The sequence below is a fragment of the Paenibacillus sp. FSL M7-0802 genome, from assembly GCF_038004945.1.
Lineage (GTDB): Bacteria > Bacillota > Bacilli > Paenibacillales > Paenibacillaceae > Paenibacillus > Paenibacillus polymyxa_B.
Genome location: NZ_JBBOSD010000001.1, coordinates 4,132,661 through 4,153,109, shown reverse-complemented (window position 1 = coordinate 4,153,109; position 20,449 = coordinate 4,132,661). Strand labels below are relative to the sequence as shown.

At 48.6% G+C, this 20,449-nt stretch carries 22 protein-coding genes and 1 pseudogene; 10 read left to right on the top strand and 13 right to left on the bottom strand.

Annotation, left to right across the window (positions count from 1 at the left end):
- Positions 1-36 precede the first annotated feature (36 nt).
- The 4 genes and pseudogenes from MHB54_RS19160 to MHB54_RS19145 all read left to right on the top strand — a co-directional run bounded on the left by MHB54_RS19160 (position 37) and on the right by MHB54_RS19145 (position 2,873).
- Positions 37-213, top strand: coding sequence for a YjfB family protein (locus MHB54_RS19160; protein ID WP_023990044.1), 177 nt, complete (start codon positions 37-39; stop codon positions 211-213).
- A gap of 190 nt (positions 214-403) precedes the next feature.
- Positions 404-1,759 carry a dipeptidase gene (locus MHB54_RS19155; RefSeq protein WP_053326004.1) on the top strand — a complete coding sequence of 452 codons (1,356 nt, stop codon included), beginning with the start codon at positions 404-406 and terminating at the stop codon, positions 1,757-1,759.
- A 244-nt stretch (positions 1,760-2,003) separates the two neighbouring features.
- Positions 2,004-2,135 (top strand): annotated as a pseudogene (locus MHB54_RS19150) (putative RNA methyltransferase); the annotation flags it as partial.
- A 123-nt stretch (positions 2,136-2,258) separates the two neighbouring features.
- Positions 2,259-2,873, top strand: coding sequence for a methyltransferase domain-containing protein (locus MHB54_RS19145; RefSeq protein ID WP_226887829.1), 615 nt, complete (start codon positions 2,259-2,261; stop codon positions 2,871-2,873).
- Positions 2,874-2,946: 73 nt separating this feature from the next.
- Here the strand turns inward: MHB54_RS19145 and MHB54_RS19140 are convergent, their stop codons facing one another.
- The 4 genes from MHB54_RS19140 to MHB54_RS19125 all read right to left on the bottom strand — a co-directional run bounded on the left by MHB54_RS19140 (position 2,947) and on the right by MHB54_RS19125 (position 4,863).
- Positions 2,947-3,333 (bottom strand): hypothetical protein, encoded by a 387-nt coding sequence (locus MHB54_RS19140; protein WP_176716863.1) that lies wholly within the window; start codon positions 3,331-3,333, stop codon positions 2,947-2,949.
- Between the two features lie 63 nt (positions 3,334-3,396).
- Entirely contained in the window at positions 3,397-3,660 is a 264-nt protein-coding gene (locus MHB54_RS19135; protein ID WP_023990048.1) for a hypothetical protein, read from the bottom strand.
- 87 nt (positions 3,661-3,747) lie between these two features.
- The gene (locus tag MHB54_RS19130; protein ID WP_013311697.1) at positions 3,748-4,239 is read right to left on the bottom strand and encodes a hypothetical protein; all 492 of its coding nucleotides are present in this window, start codon (positions 4,237-4,239) and stop codon (positions 3,748-3,750) included.
- Positions 4,240-4,380: 141 nt separating this feature from the next.
- Entirely contained in the window at positions 4,381-4,863 is a 483-nt protein-coding gene (locus MHB54_RS19125; protein ID WP_023990049.1) for a hypothetical protein, read from the bottom strand.
- Positions 4,864-5,354: 491 nt separating this feature from the next.
- Here MHB54_RS19125 and MHB54_RS19120 point away from each other — a divergent pair, with 491 nt between their 5' ends.
- From MHB54_RS19120 to MHB54_RS19110, 3 genes are all read left to right on the top strand, one after another.
- On the top strand, positions 5,355-5,615 hold the full coding sequence (locus MHB54_RS19120) for a hypothetical protein (protein WP_023990050.1): 261 nt from the start codon (positions 5,355-5,357) through the stop codon (positions 5,613-5,615).
- Positions 5,612-5,833: a hypothetical protein gene (locus tag MHB54_RS19115; protein WP_235322313.1), complete on the top strand. Its 222-nt coding sequence runs from the start codon at positions 5,612-5,614 to the stop codon at positions 5,831-5,833. Before MHB54_RS19120 ends, MHB54_RS19115 begins: the two co-directional genes overlap by 4 nt.
- A 304-nt stretch (positions 5,834-6,137) precedes the next feature.
- Complete coding sequence (locus tag MHB54_RS19110) at positions 6,138-6,386, top strand: hypothetical protein (protein WP_075154672.1); 249 nt, start codon at positions 6,138-6,140, stop codon at positions 6,384-6,386.
- Between the two features lie 216 nt (positions 6,387-6,602).
- Here the strand turns inward: MHB54_RS19110 and MHB54_RS19105 are convergent, their stop codons facing one another.
- Positions 6,603-6,830: a helix-turn-helix domain-containing protein gene (locus MHB54_RS19105; RefSeq protein ID WP_007431813.1), complete on the bottom strand. Its 228-nt coding sequence runs from the start codon at positions 6,828-6,830 to the stop codon at positions 6,603-6,605.
- Between the two features lie 305 nt (positions 6,831-7,135).
- Between MHB54_RS19105 and efeO the strand changes: the two genes are divergently transcribed.
- Genes efeO through MHB54_RS19090 form a run of 3 tightly spaced genes read left to right on the top strand, consistent with a single transcriptional unit; the run spans position 7,136 to position 11,237 of the window.
- On the top strand, positions 7,136-8,014 hold the full coding sequence (gene efeO, locus MHB54_RS19100; protein WP_023990051.1) for an iron uptake system protein EfeO: 879 nt from the start codon (positions 7,136-7,138) through the stop codon (positions 8,012-8,014).
- Positions 8,015-8,018: 4 nt separating this feature from the next.
- On the top strand, positions 8,019-9,383 hold the full coding sequence (gene efeB, locus MHB54_RS19095; RefSeq protein WP_023990052.1) for an iron uptake transporter deferrochelatase/peroxidase subunit: 1,365 nt from the start codon (positions 8,019-8,021) through the stop codon (positions 9,381-9,383).
- 24 nt (positions 9,384-9,407) lie between these two features.
- Entirely contained in the window at positions 9,408-11,237 is a 1,830-nt protein-coding gene (locus MHB54_RS19090) for an FTR1 family iron permease (protein ID WP_264454625.1), read from the top strand.
- 90 nt (positions 11,238-11,327) lie between these two features.
- Here MHB54_RS19090 and MHB54_RS19085 read toward each other — a convergent pair whose 3' ends face one another.
- The 8 genes from MHB54_RS19085 to MHB54_RS19050 all read right to left on the bottom strand — a co-directional run bounded on the left by MHB54_RS19085 (position 11,328) and on the right by MHB54_RS19050 (position 20,426).
- On the bottom strand, positions 11,328-12,740 hold the full coding sequence (locus MHB54_RS19085; protein ID WP_068941759.1) for an alanine racemase: 1,413 nt from the start codon (positions 12,738-12,740) through the stop codon (positions 11,328-11,330).
- A gap of 83 nt (positions 12,741-12,823) precedes the next feature.
- Positions 12,824-13,912, bottom strand: coding sequence for a Gfo/Idh/MocA family protein (locus tag MHB54_RS19080; protein WP_053326008.1), 1,089 nt, complete (start codon positions 13,910-13,912; stop codon positions 12,824-12,826).
- Positions 13,909-15,069 carry a hypothetical protein gene (locus tag MHB54_RS19075; RefSeq protein WP_053326009.1) on the bottom strand — a complete coding sequence of 387 codons (1,161 nt, stop codon included), beginning with the start codon at positions 15,067-15,069 and terminating at the stop codon, positions 13,909-13,911. Before MHB54_RS19075 ends, MHB54_RS19080 begins: the two co-directional genes overlap by 4 nt.
- A gap of 17 nt (positions 15,070-15,086) precedes the next feature.
- Complete coding sequence (locus MHB54_RS19070; RefSeq protein WP_053326010.1) at positions 15,087-16,619, bottom strand: hypothetical protein; 1,533 nt, start codon at positions 16,617-16,619, stop codon at positions 15,087-15,089.
- Positions 16,620-16,668: 49 nt separating this feature from the next.
- Entirely contained in the window at positions 16,669-17,481 is an 813-nt protein-coding gene (locus tag MHB54_RS19065) for an ABC transporter permease (RefSeq protein ID WP_023990058.1), read from the bottom strand.
- 1 nt (position 17,482) lies between these two features.
- Positions 17,483-18,289 (bottom strand): ABC transporter permease, encoded by an 807-nt coding sequence (locus MHB54_RS19060; RefSeq protein WP_028541504.1) that lies wholly within the window; start codon positions 18,287-18,289, stop codon positions 17,483-17,485.
- Positions 18,279-19,271: an ABC transporter ATP-binding protein gene (locus tag MHB54_RS19055; protein WP_068941768.1), complete on the bottom strand. Its 993-nt coding sequence runs from the start codon at positions 19,269-19,271 to the stop codon at positions 18,279-18,281. The genes MHB54_RS19060 and MHB54_RS19055 overlap by 11 nt, the downstream gene beginning before the upstream one ends.
- Positions 19,272-19,340: 69 nt before the next feature.
- The gene (locus MHB54_RS19050) at positions 19,341-20,426 is read right to left on the bottom strand and encodes a hypothetical protein (RefSeq protein ID WP_023990060.1); all 1,086 of its coding nucleotides are present in this window, start codon (positions 20,424-20,426) and stop codon (positions 19,341-19,343) included.
- Between the last annotated feature and the right edge of the window lie 23 nt (positions 20,427-20,449).

Here is a 20,449-nt window from a genome sequence, read left to right as displayed (position 1 = left end):
AGAGAAAGAGTCTTCACAATGAGGGAGGGTTGGAACATGGATATCGCAGCATTATCAACAGGTATGAGTCAGGCCAGCTTAGCTCAAGCCGTAAGTGTGAAGGTATTAAGTATGGCTAAGGATCAGGCCAGTGAACAAGGACAGGCTTTAGTGCAGATGATGGAAAAAAGCGTACAGCCTCATCTTGGCGGTCAACTGGACATTCGCGCATAAGTACATCCATATGCTTGGTTAAGGGCGATTCTGCTCAGGTCTGGACAGACCCGGGTAGAATCGTTTTTTTATCTCCCTATTTTTCGTTCAGCACAAAACGTAGTAAACTAGAAATATCGTCCACGACCTCGGTTCGGAGGATAGCGCAACATTCACACGATTTACATTGAAAAAGGAGGATACATAGTCTATGAGTTATTCTGATTATTTTGAAAAAGCCAGAGAGCAACAACTGGGCGAGTTACAGGAGTGGTTGTCCATTCCGAGTATCTCAGCATTATCGGAGCACAAAAAGGACATTAACCAAGCAGCTGATTGGCTCGCTGCCAAACTGACTGCTGCCGGTCTGGAAAACGTTGAAATCATTCCAACCAAAGGGCACCCGCTGGTATATGCGGATCATTTGCACGCACCTGGTAAACCAACGATCCTCGTGTATGGACACTATGATGTACAACCCGTAGACCCGCTTCACCTGTGGGAAACGCCACCGTTTGAGCCATCCATCCGTGATGGAAAATTGTATGCGCGCGGAGCGACAGATGATAAAGGGCAGGTTTTCTTGCACATTAAGGCAGTTGAGGCCATTTTGAAGCAGGAAGGCACATTGCCGCTGAACATCAAATTCTGCGTTGAAGGTGAGGAAGAAGTGTCCAGTCCGAACTTGCTTGAGTTTTTGCAAACTGGAGCTGAACGTCTGGCCGCGGATGCTGTACTGGTGTCCGACACTTCCTTGATCGAAAAAGGGAAGCCTGCCATTTGCACAGGTTTGCGTGGACTATGTTCACTGGAAGTCGCCATTCACACGGCGAACACAGATCTACATTCCGGCTCTTTCGGTGGCGGCGTGCCGAATGCCCTGCATGCTCTGGTGTCCTTGCTGGCAACCCTGCATGACGACAAAGGCGGCGTAAGCGTCGAAGGATTCTACGACGATGTTGCTCCATTATCGGCAGAGATGAGAGAAGAATTCGTGAAGCAAGGCTTCAATGAGAGCAAGCTGCAACAAGATCTTGCACTTGATTCTCTCTATGGCGAAGAAGGATTCAGCTTCGTTGAGCGTGTTGGGGCACGTCCGACACTGGAGCTGAACGGCGTATACGGTGGCTTCCAAGGGGAAGGCACGAAAACGGTCATTCCAAAAGAAGCTCATGCTAAAATCACGTGCCGCTTGGTGGCTAACCAGAATCCGCAAGACATTCTGGACAAAATCGAGCGCCATTTGCGCGCCCATGTTCAGGCAGGAGCTACCCTGGATATTCAACAGGGTGAAAAAGCGAACGCCTTTAACATCGACCCGTCACACGCGTTTCTGCAAGCGGCGGCCGATGCTTTTGAGAAGGTATACGGTGTGCGTGCCCTCTTTACCAAGGATGGAGGCTCTATCCCAATCGTGGAGACCTTCTCCCGTGTGCTGACTGCCCCAGTCGTGCTGATGGGCTTCGGCTTGCCAGATGAGAACCTGCATGCGCCAAACGAGCATTTTAACTTGGACAATTTTGACAAGGGTCTGCTGACGATTGTAGAGTTTTTGAAATCGGTGTAAGCACATGACAACTTCTTATGACTAAGTTACAATAGAGAGGGCGAAAGCCCTTTCTATTTTTTTTTGAGGAGCGCTACATAATATGATTATTCAGTTTATTCGTTTACGGTAATGTGAGGTACAGTTCATGAAAACTCAACCATTTTTCCGAAAATGGGTTGGGTCTATTTGGCTGTGCCTTTTTTCATTCACCAAATACGAATGAACGGGGTGCTTTTCTGTGTCCAAATGGAATAAACACGAGATGAAGGCTGACCTAATTGGAAAGCATCAACATCTCTTTAGGTGTCCTCTATGCTCTCAACCGATGCGTATGGTGGAAGGTAAAAGCCTCCTATGTACGAATCAGCATTGCTATGATCTCTCAAAATGCGGGTATTTACATTTAGCCGCCCGGTCCTATAAGACTAAATATGATAAACAACTATTTTCCTCCAGAAGAATGATGTGCAATAACGGATTTTTCGATCCCTTAAATGAAGCGATAAGCAGCACTATAATGAAATTTATGAAGCCACTGTTTGATCAAAAATCACACCTTTACTTGCTCGATGCAGGTTGCGGGGAAGGCACTCATTTGAGCCACATTCAGGATAAGCTGACCTGGAAGGGAATCACTGAGCTTACAAGCGTAGGTATGGATCTGTCTAAAGAAGGTATTGTGGCCGCAGCCAAAGAATATCCTCATACCCTCTGGTGTGTTGCGGATCTGGCTCATTGTCCGTTTTCAAATCAACAATTTGACGGTGTATTCAATATTTTATCCCCTTCTAATTATGCTGAATTTACAAGAATCCTTTCGGAGGACGGCTGCGTCCTGAAGGTCATTCCCGAACAATATTATCTTCGGGAATTGAGATGCTTGTATGAACAGAAAAAGAATAAGCCTGCTTATTCGAATGACAATATATTAAGCCGATTTAAAGATCATTTTAAACTTCTATCCGCCGAACGGTTAACCTATCGTTTTATGTTAAATGCCGACCTCATGAAACCTTTGCTCCATATGACTCCCTTATCGTGGGGAGCTACGGAAGCAGACTGGCAGCAAGTGCAGGAAATAAATTTACCGTATGTCACAGTAGATTTGCTCATCTTATGCGGTAAAAAATAGAATACTAAAAAGCATTCACAGCATGGAACCATCCATGCTTCGTGAATGCTTTTTTTTACGTTAGTCCCGTCGCTTAAGAAAAACGGGTGTAGCGCAACAGGTGAGCTAGCCGATTGAGCCGTTCTATCTCCCGATCCAACTCATGCAGCGGCTGTCCAGCCAAAGCAGCGTTTGCTCTCAGATCCCGTAGCGGGTTCAATTTCCGACCCATGAGTTTGAGCACCGTTGCCTTCCCCATGTTATTCACCACCACATATTGCGTTAGCGGATCAAGCTCAATCCACAATACATGATGCTGTTGAAAAAACGATAATAGTTGCTTTTTTAACGCCTCCAGCTCATCAATCTCACCTGTGATTTGCGGATGATGATGAAAAGCCACATAGCCCATCACCCGCAGGTCACTTATGATTTGTTCCAAATGAAGCGTTTCGTTTATGTACACATGGTTCGTGCTCATGGGGTTTCTTGTACCATTCGTATGATCTTCCCGGATGACGTTCACCACCTGACTATCGTTATATTAAGATTTATCTTTCCCCTTTTCCAATAGCTGCACAAGCCAGTAACCTCCAAACAACAATGCTCCTACTGCAAAAATAACGGTATACACCGTATATAACGTTGTCAGTTCAAACAAACTATTGTACCGATTAAGCAAGATCCCCCACAAGCATAGCAGAAAATTGCTACCATTTTGCTGATGAAAGCGATGCTTGTAGATCCGTTGAATCAAAACAGCCAGGAATCCTATCAACAAAACGTGATTCAGCAAAATACTCCACATTTCCATAAGCCCCCTTTTTCACTATAGCGCAATCGGCTTTGAAAAGTCAGGACATGTACAAACCTTACGAACAAAAAAACAACCGGCTTATACGCCAGTTGTTTCCCGTTCCACAAAATACTTATTGGTCATATAATGGGCCTTGCCTCTGGAAGTATCCACCATTCCCTTTTTGTTGTCGAGAAAAACAATCTCCCGGCATTTGGTGCAGTACCACTTGGTCCGCTTAAAGGGAGATTCTGTTACATACGATGTACCACATTTGCAATCTACTTTAATTAAGGTTTCTGTTGATTTGTAAGCCTGGGACAACTCTTTTAGGCCAGTGTCCGGCTGTTGAATCGGGATAATAACCTCCTGATAGCTTGAATACTGATTATGCACTTTAAAATCAGCCACCAGTTCCGCATGCAGTCCAAAGTACTCTTTGCCGATCTCGGTTACGAATTTTTTGCCAATTCTGTAACACTCAAGCCATTCCTGTATCTGTTGATTAGACAAAGGCACTGTGCCCTTGATACCACTATTTAATGTGTAAGTCATGATGTATAAAGTATCATCTTGTCTATGTCCGTACATGAGAAGCCTCCTTATAATACACTTGATAATGTACTACAAAGCGCAAAAAACATCAATTTTATTATTTGGCAAAAGACTTAATATATCTCGGTAAGCACATAAGAGGTGTGAGTGTATGGTTAGAAAGCAACTGACAATCTGTCAGTTGCTTTGTCTTTCCACATAGTATTTGTTGGTCATGTACCACGCCTTGCCTTTATCCGTATCCACCATGCCCTTTTTACGATCTAGGAACACAATGTTATTACACTCCTTGCATGACCACTTGGTTCTTTTATGCGGTGACTCTTCTATATAGGAAGCACCACATTTACATTCTACCTGAATTAATGTTTTATACTGGCTGTACGCCTCTACCAGTGGGTCCAGCTCTACAGCTTTGCGTTCCATTACAGGCTGTATTATGGATATGTGTTCTCTCTGCTCCGAGTATTCATTATGTACCTTGAAATCTGCTACCAACTCAGGGTTTAAACCAAAATACTGTTTCCCCACAACCGTTACAAACTTGCTGCCAATTCGATATGCTTTGATCCATTCCTGCACCTGCTTACTGGTTAGGTCGACAGTTCCCTTTATACCGCTGTTCAGCGTATAAGTCATCAAGTGTTGGTTGGGTGTCATATGTCTTAACGTTCACCTCCGATCAAGAATATACCACAGGTAGCTCTAGGCAAAAGCTACTTCCTACTACCTGAAGCAATGAGCTTTTTCTGCCTTGTGATTCTTCTTCAACACCTATATATAAAAGTATAGCTCAAAACCTGATCCATCTTCCATCCTGTCGTCATGCTGAATACTGCTTTGTAGGGATTTATATTCTTAGACTATCACCAGATGCATTTCTATCTTAGTATAACTTTGTGGTACAGTCTTATGTTTTGATCACTTCTGTTAGTTGCACTATGATCTCTAATGGTAGTTTCTTCCTTCTATATATAGTACATCATTTACACGCAAATTCCCACATATTTCAGCGGTTATTCTGTAAAACAAAAGCCTTCATCCTTTTTAAAAGGGTTACGGGACTGACCACATGGTAGAGGTTACTGCTTCCTTGCCGTCCCCCTGATTATGTTATAATAAAATAAAGCAAAAAGAGCGAGGTGAAGTCGATGAAATGGGAAGAAATTGCCGAATCACATCCGAGGCGATTTGTGTTGGTTGAGGCTATAAAAGCCAGTTCCAATAATCGCGTGCGCAATCTTGAAGACATGGCGGTTATTCAGGATTACGACAACCCGAAAGATGCTTGGAGCGGGTATAAACATTTTCACAAACTGTATCCGTCACGCGAACTGTATGTGTTCCATACCAGTCGATCCGATGTCGAGGTTGTAGAAGAGTTTTTCTCAGGAGTACGGCAGCGTACATGAAGATTAACCTCCATAATGGTTTGCCAATTGTTTCCTTAACTTTGAGACATCACAACCAAACTGCTCTATTACCAAACGTATTGTTCGATACAGGGTGCGCTGCAACAGTGTTTGATACGGATTTACTAGCCCAAATCGGCATTCACATTGATTTCATTAACGGGAGAGCAAAGCGGATGTACGGGGTGGGCGGCACAAAATTTGCTACGAACAGGTAATTCCTCATCTAAAAATCGGGCATATTCAATTAGATACATTTCCAATTCAACTAAGCTCTATTCAAGAGCCGTATGGATTTGATGGCATATTAGGCATTGATTTTATGCTAAAAACAAAATTAATTGTTGACTTTGATTTAATGAACATCCACTCCCCACTTTCACCTTTAAAATAATTCCAAGTAGGTGGCCACATGTCTCTTCCTTTAAATCTGATTACCATCATGCTCAGCCCGTAGAAGTATTACTTATACCCTTGGTTTCTCCTGCGGGCTGAGCCTTTGCCCAAGGGAGCGTGATGGTAATGAAACCTAATCAAAAAAATCGGTATCGAGCTTATTTTAGGCACCACAGAAAACGTGTTATTCAGCGTAAAAAACGGCTTTCAGCACACCGGGGATGGGTCGTCAAATTTGATGGTGTATTCTCCAAAGGAAAAATCCATTGTTCCTGCTGGATGTGCAGTAATAAAACAAAACGACTGGGCTATCCCAAATCAGAGCTAGCAAGAATAGATAACTGCCAGGAACAGCTTCAGGATTATCGTTTCTAAACTAAAAAACGATCAAAACAAGCGAATGTCCATTGCTATGACACTCGCTTGTTTTACGTTTACAATAGATTTCCCAGCTTCTCTCCTCAATTTGAAATATAGAATAAACTTACTAGGTTTGATCAGCTAACATACCACAAAACAAAAGCCTTCCCGACCACCCTTCACTGTCGAAGGATCATCGAGAAGACTTTGTACCCCGCAAGGAACGAGAGGTCAGATTTTTAATTCGCCAAGCCTGATTAATTCCACGACCGCCTGTGAACGACCTTTTACGTTCAATTTTTGCATCACATTGGAAATATGGTTTCGGACCGTTTTTTCGCTAATAAATAGCTGTCCGGCGATGTCACGTGTTGTTTTGTCCTGCACGAGCAGTTCAAATACTTCACGTTCACGGTGAGTTAACAAAAACTTGTTTTTGTGGTCGTTACCCTTCGTCAATTTCACCCCTCCTTGCTCGGGTTTTGTGTGGTGTAACAAGGTTAAGGGATACAGTCAACACATTTTATGTCATGTGCTCGGGTATGGTTCAATATGCGGATAAAAATGGGCATAGGCACCTTACTTGCTGCTTTAATGATGGGTTGGACTTTGTGTCTAAATTATGTATTGACAGGCATATGGGCCAGCCTTATGATAAGAAAAACCGCGACTGATAATCATTATCAAAATAAAAATTCGATATAGATATCGCGCAACAGACTATGGTTCAGGGCCAGTTTGGCCAGAAAGGGTGTTCATTGATTATGAAACTACGTTATGCCGTACCGGCCGGAGTGCTGGTCTCTTCTATTCTGTTCGCAGGTTGCGGACAAACCGGAACTGCTACTCAGCAGCCTGCCGCAACGACCAAAGATGCAGGAGCCACAACACAGACAACGACTCCTGCCGCTTCTGCCCCCAATTTTGATCAAGCGGTAACAGCTTACCGCACCTATGCCATCGAGCAATGCGATACATTTGTGAAGAAGACAGAAGAATTCACGAACGCGGTCAAAGCTGGCGAACTGGATAAAGCCAAGGCGCTATATGCCCCTGCACGTATGTACTATGAACGGATTGAACCGATTGCAGAAGCGCTGGGTGATCTTGACCCGAATATTGATGCACGTGACGGTGATGTGGATGCAGCGGATTGGCGCGGCTTTCACCGTATTGAAAAAACATTATGGGAAGAAAACACAACCAAAGGAATGGACGAGTTTTCCGACCGACTGCTGAGTGATGCCAAGCTGCTGCGTGCCAAAGTAGAAACAGTTAATATTGACGCCAGCCTGATGGTAACGGGTGCAGTCGAGTTGTTGAATGAAGTATCTACCTCGAAGGTGACGGGTGAAGAGGAGCGATATTCTCATACGGATTTGTACGATTTTGCTGCCAATGTAGAAGGCGCGCAAAAGATATATGACATTTTGAAAACAGATCTGAACCAAAAAGATGCGGCATTGGAAAAACAAATCGGTGAGCGCTTTGCGGCCTTACAGCAGGAGTTGGCTCCTTTTAAAGACGGAGAAGGCTATGTATCGTATACAAAACTGAAACCGGAAGAAGTTAAAAAGCTGAGCCAAAACCTCGATGCCTTGGCAGAACCGTTGTCCCAAATGGGGAAATTGTTAGGAGTGTAATGATATGAAAGGCTTTAAGCGGCAAAAAGGGCAAGAAAAGCCGCAGTATGCGGAATCCCATAATGAACAGGCTGATCTGGTAAAAAAGGATGCGAAGCTAGTGGAAGATGAGTCGTCAGGAAAAAGCAAATCCGTATCACGCCGAGACCTATTGAAGCTGGCCGGGGTAGGTGGGCTAGGCCTCCTGCTTGGCGGCGGGGGCGTGGGAGCCGTGCTGTCAGCCGGTCAACGCCTCGAAAGCATGATGACGGATGCGGATACCAAAGATGTAATCCCTTTTTACGGTAAGCATCAGGCAGGTATTGTGACTCCGGCGCAGGATTTCATCTGCTTCGCCGCTTTCGATCTAACAACCAGCGACAAGGAACAGATGCGTAGCCTCTTCAAAGCCTGGACGGAAGCAAGCGCTACAATGACTTCTGGCGTGCTGCTTGGCAACGATAATGAAAATCTCAACCTCCCTCCTTCCGATACAGGCGAGGCGGCAGGATTGTCGCCATCCCGCACGACGATCACCTTTGGCGTGGGCCCATCCTTTTTTGATGGACGATACGGCCTGGCAGGGCTTAAACCTGCCGAGTTCCGTGAGCTGCCCCGTTTTCAAGGGGATGCCCTGGAGGAGCAATGGTGCGGCGGCGATATCGGAGTGCAGGTATGTGCCAATGACTTGCAGGTAGCTTTCCATGCCCTGCGTAATTTGGCGCGTATCGCCAGAGGAACAGCGGTGCTTCGCTGGACGCAGGAAGGCTTCCAGCGAACAGCACAGGCCGATCCTGCGGGAAGCACACCACGCAATTTGCTGGGCTTCAAGGACGGTACGGGAAACCCGGACACCTCCAAGGCAGACGAGATGAACCGGCTGGTGTGGACTCAGACCAGTGACGGACCAGCATGGATGGGCGACGGCAGCTATATGGCTGTACGCCGTGTACGCATGCGGGTAGAGGTGTGGGATCGCTCAACATTGGGCGACCAGGAGGATACTTTTGGACGTCATCGCAGCAGCGGGGCCCCACTCGGTAAGGTCAAGGAGTTCGACAAGCTTGATCTGGCGGCCAAAAATCCGGAAGGCAAGCCGGTTACACCTCCCACCTCTCATGTGGCTTTGGCTCATGGGGACGGGAGCATTAATATTTTGCGGAGATCTTATTCGTATTCAAGCGGATTGGACAAGCAAACAGGACAGCTGGATGCCGGGCTGCTGTTCATCAGCTACCAGCGTGATCTGTTCAAGCAGTTCGTTCATATTCAGGAGAAGCTTGCACGCAATGACAAGCTGAACGAATACATTGTACACAAAGGCAGTGCGGTATTCGCCTGCTTCCCGGGTGTATCGCAAGGCGGCTACATCGGGGATACGTTATTTTAGCAGCAGGCAAGGAAGGGGATTTATATGAATCGGTGCAATAAAGGCTTGGGATGGGTGTTTGTGCTGGTGGCGGCTCTGCTGCTGACCGTCACTCCGTTCATGTCCGGCTCCGGGTCGGTCGCTTTTGCACAAACAGATGCCAAAGCTGTCACCAATGATCAGCTAATGCCTGTGGTGGGGGGAGCGCTGGTGGAGGCGGGACAAGCTCAATGGACGGAAGCCTCCAAGGATCTGAAAGAATTCCGCACGCTGTGGGAGGCCGCCAAAACGAATGGCGGAGATTCAACTCACATCGCGGCTGTAGATCAAGCACTCACCGATGCGGAGCAGACACTCGCCAGTGGCGGCGGGGAACCAGCGAAAGCTGCCTTATCCGTGCTGGCGCGCTCGGTCAATGAGTACGTCACTGCGGCCGAAGGGGACAAACCAGCCCCGGCTGGAGCCAAAGCAGCGGAAAAATTGCTTCCTATGGCGAAGGGCAGTCTGGCCGCCATGCAAAAAGGCGATTGGGCTGCTGCCCGGGTGGATTACGATCGAATCGTCAAAGCCTGGTATCAGGTAGAAACACCGATTCGTTTGGACAATTTTCCGGTATACAGTTCGCTCGAAACTAAAATCAGTCTCATTCGCATCTCCATGCAAGCTGAGCCCATTCGCCAAGAACAGGCTCTTAAGGAAATGCAGGAATTAACGACTCTGCTGTCTGATTATAGTCAGGGCAAGTCTGTGAACACAGGCCAAGGAACGAATGCAGGCAATACGGCTACGGGAACGGCAAATGGTTCGGCAGCTTCTCTGACCGATGCAGTCACCTTGCTCGAATCCGCACGCCAAGATGCTGTAGCTAATCAATCAGAGCAAGCGGCTGATAAGGTAGTGCAATTTATCGCTCTGTGGCCTTCCGTCGAAGGACATGTACAAATTTCCGATCCGACGTCTTACACTGCGATTGAAAATGAAATGACCGAAACTTCCGGATATCTGCTGTCTTCTCCACCGAATACAGACAAAGCCATTCAGACTCTTGATCAGATGCTGGACAGGCTCCGTCCGTTGACGGAAGAACGTTCTTACACTGCGTGGGATGCCGCGCTGATTTTGCTGCGTGAGGGCCTGGAGGCCATCCTCGTGCTCGCAGCTCTGCTGGCGTATGCCAAAAAAAGCGGCGAAGCCGTGGCTGGACGCTGGATATGGGCAGGAGCCGGAACGGGGCTGGTGCTGAGCGGAATTCTGGCAGTGCTGTTCACCACACTAGTGGCAGCAGCCGCATCGGGCAGCATGCGTGAGCTGCTGGAGGGTGTCACCGGGCTGGTGGCGGTCGTGCTGATGCTAACCGTGGGTAGCTGGTTGCATAGCAAATCCAATGCTGCCGCATGGAACCGCTTTGTGGAAAACAGCGTGGGCAACGCACTGGCACGAGGAAGCCTGTGGTCGCTATTTGCGGTTTCTGCGCTCGCAATTCTGCGTGAAGGAGCCGAGACAGCTATCTTTTATGTCGGTATGGCTCCAGCCATCGAAACCTCACAATTGCTGATCGGCATTGGCTCAGCGACGATTATTCTGGTCATTCTGGCGTTTGCGATCATTAAATTCAGTGTACGATTGCCAATTCGCGCCTTTTTCCTGACTGCCACTGTACTGATTTACTATCTCGTATTCCGATTCCTGGGCGAAAGTATTCATTCGCTTCAGGTGGCCGGTAAGCTTCCGGGGCACACTGCCTCCTCGCTTCCGTCCATTAGCTGGCTGGGAATGTATCCAACTTGGGAAACATTTGTCCCACAAATCGCTGTACTGATCTTTATGGTATGGCAGCTTGTGCGTCAGGAAATGCGCAGCTCCAAGCAACAATAAGTCGATGCTACCCTACTCATCATGTAAAAAACGCCAAATCACAGGTCCGATTTATATCGGTTCCCATGAGTTTGGCGTTTTTTTACATACTTACTGCACATCCTCAGGCAACGGAATCATGCGCTGATGATGCAGCAGGTCTGTGCGGTCACCGTGTTCACGAATGACATGCACCTCCCCACGAAAATCAAGCAGCTCCGCCGGGGTAGCATGTCCCAGAAATTGTAGTGGACTATAGCTCAATCCATAGGCACCTGCATTCGGAAAGGCAATATAATCGCCCTCGTGAATCGGAGGAAGCTGCGCTTTTTTCACAATACAATCCTCGGGTGTACAAAGCGGACCGACAATGCTTACCGTCTCAAGCTCCATGGATGCCTCTTCCAGAGGCCCTCCTATTCGGTTTGCAACCTCTTCTAATGATTGTTCGACAGCAACAGCCGTTTGAGCAGAAGCGTCTCTCTGCCCCATCCATAGGGTTGCTTCCACTTCTCGTTCTTTGGGCTCTTTCAATTCTCCCGCTTGCCTGCGCATAATTCGCACCGGGTAGTTGTCCCTAATGCGGCGTCCTCGAAAAGTAGCTGCGGCGTAGTGATTCATGCCACCATCAGCCACGACAAACTTCTCCCCCTTGGATTCCTTTGTATACAATGCTCGGCAGACATACATGCCCGATTGAGCGACCAGATACCTGCCGCTTTCGATGATTAGCTTAACCCCGGGCATGCGGGTTCGGGTCTGCTCCGCGAGTGCGTTCAGTCCGTCAATGACGTGATCCATATCGAGCGGTTGCTCATGAGCAAAATAAGGTACACCAAACCCGCCGCCCAAATTGACCGTATGCATTGCCACACCATACTGAGCCTGTACCCGTTCTGCCAACTGTAGCGTATTCGCAAATGAAGCTAAAATCTGATCCGATTTCAACATTTGCGTACCTGTATATACCTGAATACCTTGAAAATTGACGTGCGGGCAATCTTCCAGCACCTTAAAAAAGTGATCCAGCTGCCCTTCATCCACTCCAAAGGGGCGCGGAACACCACCCATTTTAATCGTTGCTCCAGACAGATCGTTATCGGGATTGATGCGAACCGCTGCCCTGACAAGCTGGCCCGCTTGGGCAGCAATGTCCTCCAGCAGACGCAGCTCCCTCACCGATTCGACATGAATACAGCCGATTCCACAGGCTACTGCCTCGTTCAGCTCGGCTACTGTTTTTCCCGGTCCGGCGTACAGCACGTCTTCCGCAGCATACCCGGCCTCCATAGCGACGAACATTTCTCCAGCCGAAGCAATCTCAACACCACAACCTAACGAGCGCAGCAACCCAGCCAAGGCTACGTTACCATTAGCCTTGAGCGCATAATGTACACGCACGGCCGGGTGCAATCGGGATAGTAACGAGCTGACATGGGCATGCAGCGCATCCCCGTCATAATAGTAAAATGGCGTCGGATGCTCGCCGAAACGCTCCAGTAAGGCTTCGTCCTTTTTATCCATCTACTGAATTCCCCTCCTCTCTTTGCCTTGATACTCAGTATTTTGCATCATTCGCTCCCCACCGCTCGAAAACACAATCATACTCATACTGCATAGATCGTCTCGCCCGAGCGTGCTGCTTCATGAATGGCTGCCAGCAGTCTGACGCGTTCAGCAGCCTCGCGAAAAGGAATGGGCTCCGCTTCTCCCCGGATGATGCTGCAAAAGGTATTCAACTGATTGACATAATAGTTCATAGGCTCGAAAACCGTTTTGGTATGCGAGGATGTCTGTGATAACACAGGCAGTGCGTCCGCATCCGTTATATTCGGCATGATATCCTTCTTTATTTCCGTCTTGAGTGTCATTTTATAAAAACCTAAATTTGCCCGAAAGCAGTCCTTTAAAGTGACTACTGCCGAATCAAAGGTCAGTACATGAGCACAGTGATAAGGGCGCTCAAATGAAAAGAGGGCAGATGCCTTCAATCCGCTCGGATAACGGGCTTGCGCACGAAATGTCCAGTCACAACCATGAGGACCATCAAAATCCGATTGACTGTGGAATTCAGCCTGCTCCAATCCAACGACGGCTTGAAGCAGCTGGAGCCAGTACACGCCCAGATCCCAAAAGCATCCCCCACCCTGCTCCGGACGAGATCTGTAATTGTCCGCATGTCCTTCTTTTGCCGGAATGCATAGACTCGTCTCTATGGAGCATAAGCGACCATAACGCCCCGATTCTACGATCCTCCGCAGCTCATGCTGCCAAGGATGGTGCTGCACCATGACTCCCTCCAGCAGGTAAGCGCTGCTCTGCTCGACTGTGGCTGCCAAGGGAGCCAGATCAGCCGTATTCAGACATAACGGTTTTTCCACCAGCACATGCTTATGAGCCCGTAGTGCTTTGCCAATCCACTCGGCATGCAAGTCGTTGCTGAGCGCAATATATACAGCGTCGATCTCCGGGTCCTTTAGCATATCCTCAGCATGCCGATAAATGACACTGACGCCAAAACGATCTGCCATTTCTCCTGCCTTGGCAACCGTGCGGTTCGCAAGCGCGGTCACGCGTGCCCCTGCTACATGTCGGATCGGTTCCAGCAAGGCACGCGGAGCAATAGCAGAACAGCCAATGATCCCAAAGCGAATATCTCGCATCGCAGGTTCTTGCGCAGCCGCGGCAGCGTTCATGACCCCTGCTCCATTCCCAGTGAGCTTGCTGACATTTGGATGCTATTCACATAGGACTCTATATAACGCGGCGTTCGACTGCGCAGCTCTACGATCCTGCGATGCATATCCTCCAGTATCTGAGCACTGCCGTCATAGGTTTGTATCCACGTATCGTACCGCATACCCAGTCCAAGCCGTTCCCATAGATCCGCATTATGCTTCTCATGCACACCAAATGGCTCCAGCATAATGAGCGGAGTAGCTGTAGCGAACGAATCGGTTAGGCTGCCACCACCGGGCTTGCTGACAATGGCCTGGACACGACATGCTTGGTCCAGCATGCTATGGTAATCCGGTCCAACCTGATACACTGTCTTCTCGCCTCTTTTCACCTCTCCGAAAGGTGGAAATGTATGCTCTCCGGCTTCATTTCGCTGCCATGTCCTCCACTGCGGGTCCATCTGAAAATAGCGTATACTGTCCCGCTGTTCATCCGGTTGATCCTGATCATACAACAGCAGGTCCAGCTCCCAGCCCGCTTCTTCCAACCGTCCAACCTTGTCGCGGTAGGTGCCCATCCCCCAACCGCCGCCATGTACGAATAAGCGGGATTGCCGTGCTTCAAACGGTACATACTCCACGGCCGGTACATCAATATAGTGGCTGACTCTATTGTTATCATTTTCAAAAAAGGTCGTTTCTCCACAGCCATCCGCAAAACGTGGGTTATGCTTGGCTAGATTTTTCCAGGAAGGAGAAGGTGTCGAATCCATATACACAATGTCCACATGCACCGACTTCGGTTCTCTGCGCTTGCGATACTCCTCCAGTACATACATCCAATGACCGGATAAGCATATAAAATACCGCCGATCTTCCTCTATCCATTGGTTCAGCAGTACTTCCATCGCTGCGAGATCCAGTGAATTACGCATATCCTGCGGAACCTTTTGTGACATTAAGGCCACCGCAAAATTGTCATGGTAAGCTTTGCGGCTTTTGTCGACCTTGAGACGGGCCGATTCTGGCAGCACATTTTCAAATACATGAATCGCCGTATCCACGCCCAGCCTGCGAAGACCCGCTTGCAACAACAAGCCAGGGGTATAAAAGCCCAATCCGAAACCGGAACACAAAATCGTTACCTTCATAAGCTTATCCGTATTCTTACGCATGCTCATACGCCTCCCGTTTAATTCAGCACTGTAAAATGATGCTCTGCCAAAAAACGCTCCAGCTTTGTAGTCAATCGCATTTTTTCCTCATCGCTCGCAGCAACCAGTTCCAAATAAAGACGACCCTTGCCTCGTGCCCGTTCGCTTCCAGCGGTTTCTTTTTTACCATTCAAGTCCGGCTTACCCAAGCCGTTCCCTTCTGATCCGCCATCGCTGGCCCCAATCCCGCTCACACGAACCTGCTTGGCAGATGATCTGCCTCCGCGTCCGGTTGCATTTCTGCTTGGCGTGCTTGTATGGCCTACAATCTTGTTCTCGCCATCTCGTCCACCTGTGTTCACATATAACGTATTGGCACCCAGAGGCATGACACCTTCTTCACGTTCACCTGTGAACAACAATCCTTCACCCTTCAGTCCTTCCAGCAGTTCTTCATAGGATAGACTGCCATCATGGGACAGCGAATAATTCGTCAGCGTGCCACGCATATTTTTCCTGGCCAGAAAGGTATCGAGCTGATGCTTGATCAAACTCATCGACTTTCTGGCATTAATTTCGATAATTGGCTCCAGCTTCCCACCACGAAGTGTCATGGAATCAATGCAAACATCGCCATAATAACCATCTTGATACAATTGCCGTCCCACATCCTGCATCAAGCTAAAATAGCCCTCGCGCTCCAGCCGCTCCAAAAATGCCCCGTCCGGCGACAAGGATTCCCGATAGGAGAATTGAGTGTTAGCCAGCCATTGTACAGATAAGATATCGACACTCCCATCATCACCAATCGTAAATTGGCATGAAAAATCCTGTTCTTTCTCCAGAAAAGGCTCCAAAAGGAAAAGCACCTGTTTGCCTTTACGCTCCTGTCCACGCAAATACGATACGATCCGGTCCAGCATTTGTGTCGAGGTAATGTGCAGGTTTCCTTTGCCCGATACGCCAAAATCATCCTTGATTAAAAAGCTTCCATCCCGTAGCAGCTTACGCCCCGCCTCAGCAACATCTGCAAACGAAGTCACAATATAGCCCGGGTTGCGCAGACCAAGACTGCGTTTCAGATCAGAGGAATACGTTTTGGCATTTACCTTGCGAATCGTTTCCAGCGGCGGCTGATGCAGTGTTATTCCCCAAGCACGTGCAGCCTCCTCCACATGCGGTAAACCCGCAAACGGGCTAAGCACACAGCCTTCCAGTTGAGGAAACCCCTCTCCGGCATCGGCCTTGCGACTGCCCAGCAGTTCAAATACTGATGCGGTCGACACATTGCCTGCACGCTCCATGCCATCGGTCAAGTCCCGTTCGTTGACAGCCGGATGAAAGCCCAACTGCGCGATATACTGACGCTGTACGGGCGAAATGGCATAACGGGTCAATAACGCATCTCCCGGCTGGCAAAAGCTGAACAGCAGTTCATCCATGGCTGCTACAATCGCAGAAGAAGCCCGGTCTGGCAGGGCTGGCAAGGAAGCTAACTGGGCATCCCGCCAGTAAACCTCCGCTTCGAACGTTCCCATATACAAATGACGCTGATTCGGTATCGCATTCATATGATTCGCTTCCTTTCCTGCTTTATTATTGGCCTACTACACGGTAGCGCTACTGGCTCGCGCTCGTATAATCACGTAGAGCAAACTGCCATATCAGGCGGATGATCGCCAGCAGCCAGAGAGGTGCGAGAAATGCCCATACCACTAACCCGGTTTCCATTTTGCCGAGAATGAACATGGGCGGAAAATTACAAATGACAAACACCGGAAGCACGAACAAACCGATACGCTGAATCAGATTACTGTACACGGCCATCGGCACATAGTTTGTCTCGAAAATGCTGTTGGACAGCTCCGTAACGCCGTTCGTGCGGATGATCCAGAAGGCTAGCAGTTGAGGGAGCAAAAATACGGAGTATGCCGTAAGCACCCCGCATCCAAGCAGCACAGAGAACCCTCCTACAGTTTCAAAATTAAACGGCAATCCGAGTCGTTGCCAGCCGACCCCTGTCATAATTCCGCCGCCAATTACATTCGGCACGGTATAGCCCAATTCAAATTGACGCAGTGTTACCATAAATTGCAGCGATACGGGTTTAGTCATGAGCACGTCCAGTGAGCCGGTACGAATTTTGTCAGGCAGGCTTGTAAAATTACTGTAGAACAATCCACTATAAAATCCGCTCATCATCGTAAACACGCCGATATATAACAATATGGCGTCAGGAGACCAGCCATTAATATCCGTCCCAGCGCGGTATGGAACCGATGCGTACAGCAGCTTGATGAGCAAATAAGCCGTTTCAACCAGAAATGCAGTTATAAAATTAATGCGGTATTCCATCTGCGACATGACAGAAAACTGGACAAACTTCCAGTACAGTCTGATGTAGCGCCTAACGTTTCGGAAAACATTTTTCATGTTAACCCCCCACCGAGACAAAGCGTTTGACCCCGGCTTGCCACACCCAGCGTGATAGGGCCGCCAGCACTACAATCCAGAGCCATTGCACGCCAATGCCTTTAGCGGCTTCCAGCACAGTCAGCTTGCCCGTCAACGCATTCACCGGAAAAAATACGGTGTAGCTGAACGGTAGCAGACTGAACAGACGGGCCAAAACATCTCCAAAAATCGTCAGCGGAAACACGGTACCGCTAGCTACGTAAATGACAAGCGACAGCGTATAAAATAGTCCCGCCGATTCCGTCACCCAAAAGGCTATGCCGCTCAGCGCATAATAGACCACAAAATTAAGCACAAGCGCTCCCGGCAACGCCAATATGTAAAGCAGGATGTACGATAGCCCGAAGCTGATTTGTCCTTCCAGGCTAAGACATAACAGCAAAATAGCAGCCGCCAGCAGCACGACCGCAGACTGTATGACTTTGCCTCCGATAAACCGGCAAAAACGGTAAGCAAAATAATGCACAGGCTGTACCATGAATTTTGCCAGTCCACCTTCCTTGATATCTGTAGCAATTTCGTATTCAAAGCCCGTAGCAATCAGTTTTCCAGTTACTCCCGCCATGACCACATACACCAGCATTTCTGGCAGAGAATAGCCCAGCACTCTTGCTTGTCCCGAAGAACCGAATACAGCTAGCCAGAGAAAAATTTGCGTCATGATCGGCAACATAAATCCCGCCATTTGGAGCCAATAATTAGCCCGATACTCCATTTCGTTTTGCATACCAAGCTGGAGTACCTTCACATATTTGTTATTTCGCATCGGCCAGCCTGCCCCCATCGTACAAATTGGCTATCCCCTCTTCCAGCGGGACGTCCTCAATCGTAAAATCAACGACAGGCAGTGCGTCCAAAATCTTTTTGGACCAAGCCAAGGTATCTTCTGCATCCAGCTCAAATACCGCCTCCAGCTCCGAGTTGGAGCGAAGTTTGCCGAGGCTCGCCAACGTTAGGCTGGATACGGGGGTCTCCAGTCGAACCTTGAGTAATTTACGGGCACCGATGACCTCATTCACCTTGTGTAAGTCTCCGTCATAGACCAATCTGCCCCCGCTGATAATGATGGATCTACTGCACAAATCCTCAATATCCTTCATGTAGTGGCTTGTCAGCAGGATGGTTGTCCGGTGCGTGCGGTTATAGGCTTTGAAAAACTCTCGAATCCGCCGCTGAGAAACAAGGTCCAGTCCGATGGTCGGCTCATCCAGCAAAATGACCCGTGGACGATGCAGCAGCGCGGCGATCAGTTCCATTTTCATACGCTCGCCGAGAGACAGCCGCCGAACCTGCACATGAAGCTGCTCCTCCACCCCAAGCAGGGTGACCAGTTCTTCTAGTGCCTCTTTATAACGGTTTTCATCGATTTCATAGATAAGCTTGTTCAGCTCGAATGACTCGCTTGCAGGCAAATCCCACCAGAGCTGGTTTTTCTGTCCCATTACAATGGAAAACTGACGTTTAAACTCTTTTTGTCGTTTCCATGGGGTAAAGCCAAGTACCGATGCCTCCCCGTCCGTGGGATGGAGAATGCCAGACAGCATTTTGAGCGTCGTTGTTTTGCCCGCCCCGTTTGGACCGAGAAATCCGACAATTTCGCCTTCCTCAATGCTAAAACTGACATTTTGCACAGCCTCTTTGGTCAGCTGCTCACGCCTGAACAAGTTTTGTAACGATTTGCGCACGCCCGGCTCCTTTTTGTAGTACGTAAATGTTTTCGACAATTGCTTTAATGTAATGGACGGCAATCAATTCCCCTCCTCTTTCCTCTGTGCAGGACACCTGATGAACGTTTCTTATACGGCCGAATGCTTGGACTACTCGGCTGCTTTCTCTGCTAAAATCATCAGTTCCTCCAGCATATGCCGCTGTCTTTCAATTAAATGCAAAGCTCGTTCCGTAATTTCAGGCATCCGATGCTTGCGCAATTGAAGCCCTGTTTTGTAAATATGCAGATTAAGCTTGTGCCAATCCGCGTACAGCGCCTGTGCCAATTCAATTACATGCTGTGTTTGTGGTCCCAGCGTGGCTTGATGCAGCAGGCAATAATCAGCTGTATAATCCGTCAAATGAAGAGCACTGCCCAATCGCAGATTGTAATAGATTTCATGACAGTACGTCCGAAAATCCTGATCCTCCATGTCTGCCAACAGACGGAAGTCACCGACAAATGCCCGGTACCCCTCATCTCCCCGCTTGACCTGCTTGCCTGTCACAGCTTTCCCCGTTTGACTTTCCGACTCATTAGACGTAGGTACGCCTCTCCAGATGGCTTCGTGTCCAGTCAAATACTGTCGAATATGATGAGCACACGCAGCATGCATCTCACTTGGCGAAAGCGGGGCAGGCTGCTCCACCAGCCATGCATACTCAATAATGCCCTGCATCAGATCGTCGAGCCGGGCTGAGCCCACATAAGTCATGGCATGTCCCGAGGAATCGAGCAGGAAGCTGTCATTCACCTGTGCTGTCCGTTCTTGCAAGTCCAACCCGCACAACTCAATCACGTGGCCCCTTGGGTAATTTTTCACATATACATCGTGATAGGTTAAAGCGGTGCTCGACGTATGCAGCATGGTACCGTAGCCCGATGTGAGTACCTGCAACAGGTTGGTTTCATCGCTGACACCAGCGACCCACGGTTCCACCCGAATAACAGGTCCACCACTGGCTGCCATTTCTTGAAGCTGCTCCGGATATTTCTCAGGTCCGAAGCGCTTCAAATCTCCACCGTACTCTGCGCACATACTTCCACACAGCATGAATAGCTCGGATTCGGCCATGTTCACCCCGTACCTCCGCAATGAGGTACGCAGGGAAGAATATACACAATGTTTCCCTGGAAGAGCGTTTGCGACTTCTTCTGCACCATAGTCCACAACGGAATCATGACGAGTCTCCATATCGGATTCCTGCATCAACCTTG

Coding starts and splice junctions, on each gene's coding strand:
- MHB54_RS19160 (WP_023990044.1), top strand. CDS start 37: ATGGATATCGCAGCATTATCAACAGGTATGAGTCAGGCCAGCTTAGCT.
- MHB54_RS19155 (WP_053326004.1), top strand. CDS start 404: ATGAGTTATTCTGATTATTTTGAAAAAGCCAGAGAGCAACAACTGGGC.
- MHB54_RS19145 (WP_226887829.1), top strand. CDS start 2,259: ATGAAATTTATGAAGCCACTGTTTGATCAAAAATCACACCTTTACTTG.
- MHB54_RS19140 (WP_176716863.1), bottom strand. CDS start 3,333: ATGAGCACGAACCATGTGTACATAAACGAAACGCTTCATTTGGAACAA.
- MHB54_RS19135 (WP_023990048.1), bottom strand. CDS start 3,660: ATGTGGAGTATTTTGCTGAATCACGTTTTGTTGATAGGATTCCTGGCT.
- MHB54_RS19130 (WP_013311697.1), bottom strand. CDS start 4,239: ATGTACGGACATAGACAAGATGATACTTTATACATCATGACTTACACA.
- MHB54_RS19125 (WP_023990049.1), bottom strand. CDS start 4,863: ATGACACCCAACCAACACTTGATGACTTATACGCTGAACAGCGGTATA.
- MHB54_RS19120 (WP_023990050.1), top strand. CDS start 5,355: ATGAAATGGGAAGAAATTGCCGAATCACATCCGAGGCGATTTGTGTTG.
- MHB54_RS19115 (WP_235322313.1), top strand. CDS start 5,612: ATGAAGATTAACCTCCATAATGGTTTGCCAATTGTTTCCTTAACTTTG.
- MHB54_RS19110 (WP_075154672.1), top strand. CDS start 6,138: ATGAAACCTAATCAAAAAAATCGGTATCGAGCTTATTTTAGGCACCAC.
- efeO (WP_023990051.1), top strand. CDS start 7,136: ATGAAACTACGTTATGCCGTACCGGCCGGAGTGCTGGTCTCTTCTATT.
- efeB (WP_023990052.1), top strand. CDS start 8,019: ATGAAAGGCTTTAAGCGGCAAAAAGGGCAAGAAAAGCCGCAGTATGCG.
- MHB54_RS19090 (WP_264454625.1), top strand. CDS start 9,408: ATGAATCGGTGCAATAAAGGCTTGGGATGGGTGTTTGTGCTGGTGGCG.
- MHB54_RS19085 (WP_068941759.1), bottom strand. CDS start 12,740: ATGGATAAAAAGGACGAAGCCTTACTGGAGCGTTTCGGCGAGCATCCG.
- MHB54_RS19080 (WP_053326008.1), bottom strand. CDS start 13,912: ATGAACGCTGCCGCGGCTGCGCAAGAACCTGCGATGCGAGATATTCGC.
- MHB54_RS19075 (WP_053326009.1), bottom strand. CDS start 15,069: ATGCGTAAGAATACGGATAAGCTTATGAAGGTAACGATTTTGTGTTCC.
- MHB54_RS19070 (WP_053326010.1), bottom strand. CDS start 16,619: ATGAATGCGATACCGAATCAGCGTCATTTGTATATGGGAACGTTCGAA.
- MHB54_RS19065 (WP_023990058.1), bottom strand. CDS start 17,481: ATGAAAAATGTTTTCCGAAACGTTAGGCGCTACATCAGACTGTACTGG.
- MHB54_RS19060 (WP_028541504.1), bottom strand. CDS start 18,289: ATGCGAAATAACAAATATGTGAAGGTACTCCAGCTTGGTATGCAAAAC.
- MHB54_RS19050 (WP_023990060.1), bottom strand. CDS start 20,426: ATGGAGACTCGTCATGATTCCGTTGTGGACTATGGTGCAGAAGAAGTC.